The organism is bacterium (genome assembly GCA_040753555.1).
GTDB lineage: Bacteria > UBA9089 > UBA9088 > UBA9088 > UBA9088 > JBFLYE01.
Map to the genome: position 1 here is coordinate 1 of JBFMDZ010000052.1, position 13,090 is coordinate 13,090.

The 13,090-nt window shown below is 34.7% G+C and carries 10 protein-coding genes and 1 tRNA gene; 10 read left to right on the forward strand and 1 reads right to left on the reverse strand.

The features are described from left to right. Positions 1-186 precede the first annotated feature (186 nt). The 9 genes from AB1630_05925 (at position 187) to AB1630_05965 (ending at position 11,466) form a co-directional block, all read left to right on the forward strand. Positions 187-260 (forward strand) — tRNA-Met (locus AB1630_05925). 9 nt (positions 261-269) lie between these two features. Next, complete coding sequence (locus AB1630_05930) at positions 270-2,612, forward strand: tetratricopeptide repeat protein (protein MEW6103340.1); 2,343 nt, start codon at positions 270-272, stop codon at positions 2,610-2,612. 17 nt (positions 2,613-2,629) lie between these two features. Continuing rightward, entirely contained in the window at positions 2,630-4,852 is a 2,223-nt protein-coding gene (locus AB1630_05935) for an SNF2-related protein (GenBank protein ID MEW6103341.1), read from the forward strand. A gap of 221 nt (positions 4,853-5,073) precedes the next feature. Beyond that, the gene (locus AB1630_05940; GenBank protein ID MEW6103342.1) at positions 5,074-6,192 is read left to right on the forward strand and encodes a hypothetical protein; all 1,119 of its coding nucleotides are present in this window, start codon (positions 5,074-5,076) and stop codon (positions 6,190-6,192) included. 520 nt (positions 6,193-6,712) lie between these two features. Beyond that, positions 6,713-7,255: a hypothetical protein gene (locus tag AB1630_05945; protein ID MEW6103343.1), complete on the forward strand. Its 543-nt coding sequence runs from the start codon at positions 6,713-6,715 to the stop codon at positions 7,253-7,255. A gap of 120 nt (positions 7,256-7,375) precedes the next feature. Further along, complete coding sequence (locus tag AB1630_05950) at positions 7,376-7,858, forward strand: NYN domain-containing protein (GenBank protein MEW6103344.1); 483 nt, start codon at positions 7,376-7,378, stop codon at positions 7,856-7,858. Between the two features lie 157 nt (positions 7,859-8,015). Further along, a complete protein-coding gene (gene ispG, locus AB1630_05955; GenBank protein MEW6103345.1) occupies positions 8,016-9,026 on the forward strand; it encodes a flavodoxin-dependent (E)-4-hydroxy-3-methylbut-2-enyl-diphosphate synthase in 1,011 nt (336 codons plus the stop codon). A 66-nt stretch (positions 9,027-9,092) separates the two neighbouring features. Then, entirely contained in the window at positions 9,093-9,755 is a 663-nt protein-coding gene (locus AB1630_05960; GenBank protein ID MEW6103346.1) for an NYN domain-containing protein, read from the forward strand. Positions 9,756-9,846: 91 nt separating this feature from the next. Continuing rightward, positions 9,847-11,466, forward strand: coding sequence for an NAD+ synthase (locus AB1630_05965; protein ID MEW6103347.1), 1,620 nt, complete (start codon positions 9,847-9,849; stop codon positions 11,464-11,466). 177 nt (positions 11,467-11,643) lie between these two features. Here the strand turns inward: AB1630_05965 and AB1630_05970 are convergent, their stop codons facing one another. Next, the gene (locus tag AB1630_05970; GenBank protein ID MEW6103348.1) at positions 11,644-12,627 is read right to left on the reverse strand and encodes an ABC transporter permease; all 984 of its coding nucleotides are present in this window, start codon (positions 12,625-12,627) and stop codon (positions 11,644-11,646) included. Positions 12,628-12,900: 273 nt separating this feature from the next. Between AB1630_05970 and AB1630_05975 the strand changes: the two genes are divergently transcribed. Further along, positions 12,901-13,090: hypothetical protein (locus AB1630_05975; protein ID MEW6103349.1), on the forward strand; the 190-nt coding region annotated here is incomplete at its 3' end.

The window sequence follows — 13,090 nt, forward strand, 5'->3', positions numbered from 1 at the left end:
TAAATCTATTAACCTTCATATTGTTTAAAGCACCTCCAAAATATTTAGGGACGCCTTAAGTTTATTTTAACAATAATCCATTTTATCTTATTGTTTATATAGATTTGTAAAAAGTTGGGGAAGTTCTAGTTTCAATCTTAAAAACTTGACTTTTGAAAAACAAGGGGCTATACTAAATAAAAAGATGGCGGTGTAGCTCAGCTGGTTAGAGCAGACGGCTCATATCCGTAAGGTCGGTGGTTCAAATCCGCCCGCCGCTAGGGAAATGAATGAAAGAGCCAGATGATGTTTTGGTTGAGATAAGGAAGCTTCTTGGTGAGGATATAGAGAAGGTAGAGGAAGAGGAATCTAAAGAAGTAAAAGAAGAACACAAAGTTCAAATTGAAGAGCCAGAGAAAATAGACGAGCTCCTCTATGAGATTGAAAAACAAGAAGAGGAGGGTTTTGAAGAAATTCCTAAAGAGCCTCCTTTAGAAATTGTGGAAGAAGAAAAGCCAATAGAAGAAGAAAAAATTGAGCTTGAAATGCCATCCATTGAGCCTACAGCTGAAGAAGAAATATCCGAAGAAGAGCCATTGGAGGAAGAACCTAAATTTGATTTTGAGCAAGTAGAAACTGCTGAGCCTAAAATAGAAGAACCACCTTTCTTTGAACCCCAAGAACCCCAAGCCGTAATTCCCGAAGGAGAATCTTATGAACAAACCCCATCCATTGAGCCACCAGAGGAAGAAGAAATAGCCGAAGAAAAGCCACCAGAAGAAGAGCCTAAATTTGAGCCTGTTGAACAGGTAGAGATTGAATCTGAAATAGAAAAACCCCTTGAAATATCAGAGCCTCAAGCTCTAATTTCCGAACTTCAAATCTCTAAACCCGAATCCCGAATCTATGAAAAGCCAGAAGAAATCATTCAGCCCGAATATGAAAATCTAAAGTATCCAGTGAAGGAGGAATTCAAAGAACCCTCCTTTGATGTTAGGGAAGAACCAATTGAACCAGAAGAAAGGTTTATAGAAGAAGAAAAAATTTTAGAGGGAAAAACGATTGCAGAGCCAAGCAAGGAACAGGAGGAAATGAAAGCCCTTCTTAAGGAAGAGAAAAAGAAAAAGGTAAAACTTCCCAAAAAACCTATTAAGATAAATAAAAAATTTGTTTTTATTCCCCTCTTTATACTTGTTATCATCGGAATAATTGGAGCACTTGGCTTTCTTTTTTTCTTACCCAATAAAGAGCTAAAAAATGCTATCTCTAATATAGAAAAACAAAGAACAAAAGAAGGAGAACAAAGGTTTAATAAATGGATAGGTTTTATTTTCTTAAAAAATCAAAAGATTTCTTTTTATCATCAGGTTGGTGAGGCATATCTTTCTATAAACGAACACAAGAAGGCAGGCTCTATATTTTGGAAGGCTTACGAAATAGACACAAGCAATCAAAATACGCATAACTATATCCTTTCCTCTACTTTAAAAACAGAAGGATGGGAAAAGGTAAAGAAAAGTGCAGAGAAAATTCTTTTAAAAGACCCAAGGAGCATTCCAGCACACCTTATTTTATCAAGATACTTAAGTAGAAAGGGAGAGATAAAAGAGGCAATCTCCTCTCTTGAGAAAGGCTTAAAAGTATCGCCTTCTAATATTTCCCTTATATCATTCCTTCAAGTTTTATACTTTCAAGATAAGCAATACGATAAGCTAATAAGCCTACACAGATTTTTAATTGACCATTTAAAAAATAACCCACTCAATCCAGATATTGTAGTAAAGGCATCTGGTTATTTTATAGAAAAAGGAAAGCTTAATATAGGAAAACCACCATTAGAAGAAATATTGAAGGTATATCCAAAAAATATAGAGGCAAGATACCTCCTTTCTTTAGCTTATGTGAAGGAGGGTAAAAAAGAAGAAGCAGAAAAAGAGCTTAATGGCCTTCTTAAGGATGAGGGTTATCCTCCTGCTTATAACACGCTTGGAGAGATATTAGTTGATAAGGGAAAATATATGGATGCCCTGTCAGCCTTTTCTTCTGCTATTCTTAAAGACCCATATTTTGGAAAGGCACATTATAACCTTGCAGATTGCGCATTCTACAACCTTAATGACTATTCAACAAGTATTAATGGATATGAGGACGCAAGGAAAAATGGGTATACTACGACCCAGCTACCATACAACCTTGGTATTTCCTATTACATAAAAGGAAATTATAAAAAGGCAAGAAATGAATTTGAAAGCCTTCCTAAAGACAAAACAATCCTCTATAATATTGCCATTGTTGATATCAGGCTTAAAAATTTTAAATCTGCAAAAGAGGGTTTTAAAGGTGCAGAATCCATCATCAAAGAGAGATTAAGGGAGAAAATATCGCCAAAAGAGGAAAAAGGACTTTACTCCTTTCTTTCTAATATTTATAACAACCTTGGGCTTATTGCTTATTCTTCTGGGCTTGAAATGGAGACACAAGAAAGGTATTGGGATGCAATAAACACGGCAAAGCTTGCTGGTTTTGAGAATAAAGAGGCATTTTCTAATCTTACAAATTTCTTTAATGGAAAGCCAAGCTCCTTATCTTCCCTTTCAGATAAATTAGATAAGGAATATATTGTAGGAAAATAAACTTAAAAGTCAAAAATGTGGTAAAATTTATTAAAGAATTGACAAACCAAAAAACTATTGAAGAATACTATTATGACACCTTTAAGAATTTTTTAGAAAAAAAGGAGTTTGAGGAGGCATATGGCTATCTTTTAAGGCTACTCCATAAATTCCCAAAGGATATTGAACTACTAGAAGAGGCTGTACACTTCTGTATTTTTTCGTGGAAAAGATTTGATATTGGTGAGCAATGGCTGATTAAGCTAGCCCATCTTACCAATTGGTGGACAAAATATCTATTTCTGGCAGAGGTAGAGTTAGAGCTTGAAAATATAAATAAGGCAAAAGAATATTTGTATAAGGCTAAAGAGCTTCAAAAGACCCAGTTAAAGAAAACAGGTGATAAAAAGCTTAAAATGGCAATGTCAGACCTGGAATACCGCATAGATATGGAAGGGAATTTGCAAAGATACATAGCCCAAGAAAGAAAAGCACATTTTGTAAAAACCAAAAAACCCTTAAAGCAAAAGAAAGCAAAACCAAAAGCAGAGCCAATTCCTATTTTCTCCATCCCCTCATACACTATTCCTGTGGAAATAAAGCCTTTTGATTATGGGCTATTTTTTCAAAATAAACTTCCTTTAAAGGAGGCGCTATTGTTACTTGATTATGTCAACCTTACATTACAGAAGGGCTTTGATGAGCTTTTATGCCTAAAGGTAATTCCAAATGTCAATAAATACTACTACCAGATTGAGGCTGTAAGAAAGGTGCTTAAACATTTTAGTGGAAGGGTGCTTTTGTCTGATGAGGTTGGTTTGGGAAAGACCATAGAGGCAGGGATGCTCATAAAGGAATATCTCTTGAGGGGTATGATAAAAAATGTGCTTATCCTTACCCCAGCCTCCCTTGTTTCCCAATGGAAGGAAGAAATGGAGGCAAAATTTGGGCTTATTTTTTCAACAACAGATGACCCTTCTTTTACAAATGACCCTGTAGGGTTTTGGAAGCAAAGGTTTATCATTGCATCCATCAATACTGCCAAGAGCAATAAAAATATGTCAGCAATTATGGAAGAATTTTATGATTTGGTGATTGTTGATGAGGCTCATCATTTAAGAAATAGAAGAACCCTCTCATGGGGTCTGGTTAATCAGATAAAAAAGAGGTTCATCTTTCTCCTTACAGCAACACCTGTTCAGAATAACCTGATTGAACTTTTTAATCTAATCACCCTTCTTAAGCCAGGACAGTTTAAAACAGAAAGCCAGTTTAAGAAGGAATATCTTAAAAAGGGAAGCCTGAAGGAAGGAGCAGATAAAGAAAAATTAAGGAGGCTTTTAAGGGAGGTAATGATAAGGAATACAAGGAGTGCCATAGACCTAAAGCTTCCAAAAAGGTTTGCTACAACAATGAGGCTTGAGCCTACAGGGCTTGAAAGAAAGGTTTATACAGAGATTGAAAAATATTTAAGGAAGAATAAGTTTAATAAGCACACCCTTAGCCTCCTTTTAAGGGAAGCAGGGAGTAGCCCCTATGCCTTAAAGGAGACGCTTCTTAAAATAGAAGAAAGAGATAGTATAAAGGATATTCTTGTCTCAATTGATGGCCTTTTTGAAATAAGCAAGCCAAAGGCCCTTTTGGAAATCCTCTTAAAAAATCCCAACGAGAAAAAAGTCATATTTACCCAATTTACAAAAACCCTGGATTATATTGCAGATATGCTTACAAGGTCTGAAATACCCCATTTTGTTTTTAGGGGAGATATGAGCCTCTCTGAGAAAGAGATGGCAATTAAGGGATTTAAGGATGATGTTCCTGTTCTTGTCTCTACTGAAGTGGGTGGCGAGGGAAGAAATATCCAGTTTTGTAATACAATAATAAATTTTGATCTTCCTTGGAATCCGATGAAGATAGAACAGAGGATTGGAAGGCTTCATCGCATTGGCCAGACAAGGGATGTTTTTATTTTTAACCTTTCTACAAAAGAAACCATTGAGGACTATATTATTGAGATTCTTGATAGCAAGATAAATATGTTTGAGATGGTTGTAGGAGAGATTGAGCCAATACTTGGACATTTGGGAGAGGATAGGGAGTTTGAGGATATAATTATGGAGATTTGGTTAAATAACAGTAGCCAGGAGGGCTTAAAAGAAGGCTTTGAGCAACTAGGAACCAACCTAGTAAAGGCAAAGAATGAATACCTTAAAACAAAGGCATTGGATAGTGAGATATTTGGACAAGACTATGAGATGTAACTCAACTTATGAGCAAAAAATAGAATTTGGGAATGAAAAAACTTAAAATTTAAAACTAAAAATGCAAAACTACAATTCAAAATTCAAAACTAAAGGGCCTTTAAGTTTTTTCAGGATAGTTTTAAGTTTTAAGTTGTGGTTTTTAGTTTTTCGCTTTTAGTTTTAAGTTTTTCAAAGAAGTTTGCAAAGAAAGCCAAAGTTTAGTCATAAGTTAAATTTATATGACTCGCACATTACCTGGTGTTATAGCTGATATATTACATTATAAAGGTGTAGAGGTAGAAGAAAAAGATGGGGAATTTCTGGATGTTCTTCTTCCAGAGCCACTTTCTAAAACCCTTAATATTCCAGAATATGCAAGATTAAGCTTTTCCTTTGAAAAAATAGGGGAAGGAATAACAGATGCATCCTATGAGTCTAGCTTTTTTGCCTCAATAAAGGGGCTTTTTAAAGAGAAAGGATTTGCAGGAGCATCTATTCCTTCATCTACTTTCAATCTGGAAAAGATAGCAAAGGGAGTGGATGAAAAAATAGACCTTAGGAATGCAACCTTTAGATTAGAAAAAACAGAGGTTTCAAATATTCCCTATTTATTAGCCTTTTTTAAATATATTGCTATATCAGATGAAAAAAATGAGGGAATATTGCCATTTTTGCTTAATTGTATGAACCTTTCTACGATGGTCATTGAAGATTGTGGATTTTTAAGAAGCCTTGAGAAAGAAGAAGAGCCCCAAATCTCAGAAGATTGTCTTGTAAAGATGCTTTTGGGAGGGTGGACTGCCGCTACTTATATTATTCCAGAAAGGCTTAAGGATTTTAGAAATAGCCTAGAAAGAAGGCTTAATAGGGATATTAAAAGGGTCTATGAATATTATGAGAATCTTAAGAAAGAGGCAGAAAGGGCAATTGAGCGAAAGCAAGCCCAACAAGAGGATGTAGAAAAGCTACAAAATAAATTAACTATAATTGAGACTGAGAGGGGTCTAAAGGTTTCTGATTTAATTTCCCAATATGGCTTAAGCATTCATATAGAACCTTTGGTTGCCATTACCATAAACATTTTAACACCTGTATTCTGGATAAACATAAAAAGAAGGCTTTCTGAAAGGGTATTTCCATTTTCTTATAATCCTATATTTAAGCAATTTGACCCATTGCCCTGCGAGTCTTGCTTTAATCCTTCTGATGGCTATTATGTATGCGATGATAATTGCCACATTATTTGTGGCAGGTGCTTTAAATCTTGCCCTAGCTGTGGAAAACAATATTGCCCAGTCTGTCATAAAATATGCCCAAGATGCAAAACAATTAAAGAAAATGAGAAGAAAATCCATTGAGGTAAAGATTGGAAATATTAAAATTGGTGGGGAAAATCCTGTTGCCATCCAATCAATGACAAAAATCCAGATGTTTGATAAACTATTGAAGATGTAATTATGAAATTCTGAAGAAAAAGGTAAGGATTTAGTTTTTGGAAATAATGCCTTTATGAAAACAAAGAAAGAGAAAATTTACGCATACATAGACAGCAATAATTTAAACCTTGGAATTCAAGCACTTGGATGGAAACTTGATTACAAAAATTTAGGGTATATTTGAAAGAAAAAACTTGAGTATAAATGAAAAAGCACCGCTTAAAGGACGAAACCTTAAGAAATGCCTTTTCCTGTAGATTCTAAATATAGATTACTATTTAATATCAAATTTTGTCAATAGAAATTTTATGGATAAAAAAATGACTTATTCCATCATCTACAAATCACAGTTTGAAGTTGAGCATCCGTAAAAAATGGAGGAAATGGAAAAGTTGTCAAGATTTGGTATTGTTACAATTTCCAAAATTTTGGTTATTACAAAATGAGCGAAGAAGAGATTATTAAGTTAATAAAATCAAAACTGCAAGCAATTGAAGAAAATCTGCTTCTTTCTCCTAAACTCATAGAAATTAAAGAAAAAATTGAACAGTTTTTGGAAAAAAATTTAAAAGGAGATAGTCTGTGGGCATTACGCTATAGAAAACTTAAACTTTCATCAAAACCAAGAAATCTATGGTTAGATAAGGATGGTTTTCCAATAGAGGGGGGCAAAAATTGGATAAGACCATATATACAATTTTTTGAGCAGTATGTAGCCGAGAAGAAAATTACAAACCGACTTGAAAATGAAAATATTTGGGTAGAATCAAGAACGCATGGTAATGAGCAACACTTATTGGTTGGAGATAAACAAAATTTAGGAGAAAAAGTTCATCTTATTTTTGGGGAGACAGGAGAAATTAGAATTGATAAAAAAGACCAAGCCCCTGGCGAAATTTTTAGAAAAGTCGAATCAATTTTGACTAAATCTGATGGCACTATTATAAAATCTACATTAGAATTTTTTAGAGAAAAAATCGATTAAAAATTAGCGGTGGGATTTTCTTTAGAAAAAGGTCGCAGGATTTTAGATCATGATTTAGACGAAACGCCGAGGCATTCGTAAAATTTGCCAAAGAAGAGAGGTTTGAGTGGTGGATGTAAAATGATTGAGAAATTTGCAAAAGGTAAAACTATAGTTTTGATCGATGCAGCCAATTTTGAGAGTTCAGTAAAATATCTAGGATGGTGGATAGATTATAAGAAGTTATATTTGTATTTTATCAATAATACCAATTTGATAGGAATCCGCCATTATTGTGTTCGTCACGATGATGAACGACAAGATAATTTCTTTACATTATTAAAAAGAAGGGGTTATAAACTGATAACCAAACCACTTAAGGTTATAACTGAAGCCGATAAATTTAAAGGAGATTTACGTAAAGCAAATTTTGATGTTGAAATAGCCTTGGATGCCTATTCATTATTAGGTAGTTATGATACTCTTGTTTTATTCTCCGGAGATAGCGATTTTGATTATTTGGTAAGAAGATTGCGAGAGAAAAATAAAAATGTTCTTGTAGTATCCCAAAGTATCATATCTCAAAAGAGCTTATTGCCAGTTGTAATAAGTATATTGATTTAAAGAAATTAAGATTCTATATTGAGCGTATAAAATAAAAAGCCCGTCTTTTTCAACGGGCAGTTGATGACCTTGATTTCTCAAGGCAATATAAGTGTACCATAATAAAAAATATTTGTCAAAGTAAATTTTATGGATGTAAGGTTATGTAAAATTAAAAATGAGAAGAGAATCAAATGAAGTGAGGATTGGAAACATTAAAATTGGCGGGAAAAATCCCATTGCCATCCAATCAATGACAAAGACAGGCACAGAAGACACAGAAAAAACCATTGAGCAGATTAAAGAGCTTGCTGATTATGGTTGTGAGATTGTAAGAATAGCCCTTCCCGATATTGCCTCTTGTAATGTTTTAGGTAAGATAAAAGAAAAATCGGAAATTCCCATTATTGCAGATGTCCATTTTAATTACAAGATTGCTCTTTCTGCAATAGAGCAAGGAGCGGATAAGATAAGGCTTAACCCGGGAAATATTAGAGATAAGGAGAAAATAAGAGAGATTGTAAGAAAAGCAAAGGATGCTGGAATTCCCATTAGGGTTGGTGCAAATTCTGGCTCACTTCCAGAAGGAGAAAGCCTTGTTGATGCAGCTATGCGTGAGATAAAAATCCTTGAGAATGAGGGATTTTATGATATTGTTGTTTCCCTAAAGGGTGCGGATATTTATGAAACCGTATCATCTTATAGAGAAATGGCAGGGCTTGTTAAATACCCATTTCATATAGGGATAACAGAGGCAGGGCCATTATTCTCTGGCTCAATTATTTCAAGCATTGGATGTGGTATTCTTTTGTTTGAGGGTTTGGGAGATACCATAAGGGTTTCCTTGACAGGCTCGCCAATAGATGAGGTAAGGGTTGCCAAGCAAATCCTTCAAGCCCTAGATTTAAGGTCTTTTGGGCCTCGTATAATCTCCTGTCCTACCTGCGGAAGATGCAGGGTGAACCTTTCTTCAATTACAAAACAAATAGAGGAAAAAATATTTAATATTAAGGGGCTTTCTGGGAAGAAAATAGCGATTATGGGATGCTCTGTAAATGGGCCAGGTGAGGCAAAGAAAGCAGATTATGGACTTGTTGCAGGAGAAAAATTTCTTATCTTTAAAAATGGAGAGATAATAAAAAGGGTATCAGAGAATATAGTAGATGTATTTTTAGAGCTTTTCTATTGACCACTTTTGGAATTACAGATTATCATAATAATTTGTGAAATTTGCTAAAGAACAAGGATTTAGTTTTTGGGAAGAAAATTTATGACCAACAATAAAAAACAAAGAACATATGCATTTATAGATGCATCAAATCTATTTTACGGTGGAGAGAAAAGTTTGGGATGGAAAATAGATTATCAAAAGTTATTGGAATATTTAAAAGACAAATACGAAATTTTACAAGCTCTTTATTTTGGTGGTGTTGAAATTCACAAATTTAAATATGATTATCTAAATAACCATACTGTGCCTATTGCGAAGCTTGAAAAATATCTAGTTAATTTAATTAGGAACAAAGCCAACAAATTAAACGAAGCGGAACTCGCTTTGATTGCTTGCCATTTACAGCGGGTTCGTTTTTATTTAAAGCTCAATGAATTTGGTTATAAGTTATATTTAAAACCCGTGAAACTTTATGAACAGGATGATGGAACAAGCAGAAGAAAAGCAAATTGTGATGTTGAGATGGCATTTTACATAATGAAAGAAAAGGATAATTTTGATAGACTCCTTATTCTTTCTGGCGATGGCGATTTTCTGCCGGTTTTAAAACATTTAAAAGAACAAGGCAAAGAAGTAATTATTTTGGCGCGTGGGTTAAGAACCGCTCGCGAAATTCGACAGTTTGCTGGAAGCAATTTTAGAGATTTTACGCGATTAGAAAGTCGGATTAAGTTTATAAAAAAGTAATGGGATGGACATACGAAATATCCACCCCACGTTTAGTAAATTTAGTATAACAAGCTAAAACATTAAAAGTCAATTAAAATCTGTGAATTTGATGTTAAGAATAGGAATTAGTCAAATAAATACTACGGTTGGTGATATAGAAGGAAATTGCCGTAAAATAAGGGAATATATTGAGAAGGCAAAGGAGCTTAAGACAGATATAATCGCATTTCCTGAGCTTTCTATTACTGGCTATCCGCCCGAAGACCTTCTTTTAAAGCCAAAATTTGTTTCTGATAATTTGAAAGGCTTAAATGAATTAGCCAAAGAAATATCAGATATTGTAGCCATTGTTGGCTTTGTGGATAGAAAGGAAGGCAATTTATACAATGCATCTGCTATAATCCATAAAGGAAGGATTAAAAAAATTTACCACAAGATGCTCTTGCCAAATTACGGTGTATTTGATGAAAAGAGGTATTTTAAGGAAGGTTCTGATTTTTGTATTTTTAAATTTTCTGGAATTTCCTTTTCTGTAAATATATGCGAGGATATCTGGGATAAAAAGCTAGTAAAAAAGGCTTCTTCAATGGGTGTAAAGCTCATTTTTAATATTAGTGCCTCTCCATATCATTTGAGAAAGGTTAAAGAGAGGGAGAAAATTTTATCATATCAGGCAAAGAAAAACTCCATTTTTATTGCCTATGCAAACCTTGTGGGAGGACAGGATGAGCTGGTTTTTGATGGAGCCAGTATGGTTTTAGATGATAAAGGGAGAATAACAGAAAGAAAAGAGCAATTTAAGGAGGATTTATTGATAGCTGACCTGGATATTGGGGAAGGAGAAGAGAAAAAACCACCTATTCCAAAAAGAAAAATAAAACCATTAGAACCAATTCCTGAGATTTATCAAGCCTTGATATTGGGGCTTTCTGACTATGTCAAAAAAAATGGCTTTGAAAAGGTAGTAATTGGCTTAAGTGGAGGGATCGATTCCTCTCTTGTTTGCGTCCTGGCTGTTGACGCTTTAGGAAAAGATAATGTAATTGGTGTTTTTATGCCATCAGAATATTCCTCAAAAGAATCATTTGAGGATGCAAAGGAATTGGTAGACAATTTAGGAATAAAGATTATTAATGTCCCAATTTCTTCTATCTTTGACCTCTATTGCTCCACACTTAAGCCACATTTTAAGGGATATAAAACGAATATAACAGAGGAAAACCTTCAAGCAAGAATCAGGGGGAATATCCTGATGGCTTTTTCTAATAAATTTGGATGGCTTGTTCTAACAACAGGGAATAAGTCAGAGATAAGCACAGGATATGCTACCCTTTATGGAGATATGGCAGGTGGATTTGCTTGTTTAAAAGACATTCCAAAAACCCTTGTCTATAAGCTTTGTGAATATAGAAATTCTAAAGAGAAGGTTATTCCAGAGAGGGTTTTAAAAAAAGAGCCAACAGCCGAGCTTAAATACAATCAAAAGGATTCTGATACCCTGCCAGAATACGAAATATTAGACCCAATACTTAAGGCTTATGTTGAAGAGGATAAAGATGTACAGGAAATTACCTCTTTGGGTTTTGATAAAGAGATTGTATTATATGTCTTAAATTTGATTGATAGGAGTGAGTATAAAAGGAGGCAGTCTCCACCAGGGATAAAGATTACACCAAAGGCATTTGGTAAAGATAGAAGGATGCCGATTACCAATAAATATAAAAACTAAAAGATAAGGCTATCCTGTCCTTAAAGCATCCATTGGGGGCTAGCTTTGAGGCTTGATAAGCTGGATAGATTCCCGAAAGAATTCCAACACCAAGAGAACAAAAAAGCCCAATACACATTCCAAAAATAGATAGAGCATGAGGAACCCCAAAAAAAGGAGCGATAATCCAACCTAGAATTAAAATAGACACCCAAGAAAACCACCACTTGTAGAGAGAATTACCGCCTCGGTTAAAAACTGAAGGAGAATATCGGAGATTTTAGCGCCGATAGCCTTTCTTAAGCCAATTTCAAATCTTCTTTCCATAACAGAGGTAAACATGATATTTGCAATTCCAACCCCACTTACCAAAAGAGAAATTCCCGCAATTCCACCTAAAACAAGGGTGGCTATTCTAATCAATCTTTGTGTAGCCCTTAGTGTTTCTGTTAGGCTTAGAACCTCAAAAGAAATACCTTTATATCTAAGCCCCAATATCCTTTTTATATGCAATGATGCTTTCTGTAAATCAGAGGAAGAGAGAGCCTGAACATAGAGCAATCTGGAAGGAAAAGGGGCAATTATCTGCAAAAATGTAGAATAAGGGATATAGACCTTTCCCTCAATAGACTCTCCAAATCCCCTCTTTGGCTCAACTATTCCAATAACCCGAAACCTTTCTTTGGATACCTCAATTTCCTTCCCAATCGGGTTGGAAAAACCAAACATTTTTCTGGTCATTTTAGAATCTTCCAAAACACAAACCCTACTCTTTTCTTTTTCTTCATACAAAGAAACAAATCTTCCTTTTATCAATATAAGATGAAGGATCGGTTGATAAGAAGGTTCTACGCCTATTACCGTAAATCTTTCTTCGTTTTTATAATGCCTTGCTAGAACATTATTAAGGCTTGTTTCTAAAGAGGCATCTTTTATTTTTAAAGAGAGCTTTTTAAGATTATTGGTGTCTTTTTCATCAAACCCTCTAAATCTTGCTCTTTCTTGCGTTGTATTTACCCAAAGAAGAGAAGCTCCAATTCTTTCCATCTCATAGAGGATATTGAGATGGCTTCCTTTTCCTAAAGAAAAGATTATGGTTATTGCAGAGCAACCAATAAAAACCCCTAGGATAGAAAGGAAAGAGCGAAGTTTATAGACAGAAAGGGATTTAATAGCGGTCATTATTTTATCCTTAAAGCTCATTTCATTTGGGTGTGGCTATTCTTAAACGACACGAGGACTGCTGTGTTTTACTTAAAGTGTTGCCAAAAATAAGGCTAAAAGAAAAGACCTTTTTTGCTTAAGATATAAGGTAAGAAGACTAATATCTTGGTAAAAAGGAGGAATTAGCAATGAATACAGCGGTTGCTCTTTGGCCAGAAGAGCCAAGGGTTTCAGGAAACAACATAATTGTTTTCCAGAGCAAGGAGGGAATTCAGGGGCTTGGAGGAATGGATGTTTGACGAGGAAACATTAAACATGGCTCTACATGAAGTAGAGCAAGGTCAAGTCCAAAGGATGTATGAGATAATGCGTCTTATGTTACAGGCACATATTGATGCGAGAGGTAAGGGAGATGTAGGAAGGGCATTAGAAGTGGTAACGGAAGGAAAGGAGGGGATAGAATCTTATACCCACAAACGAG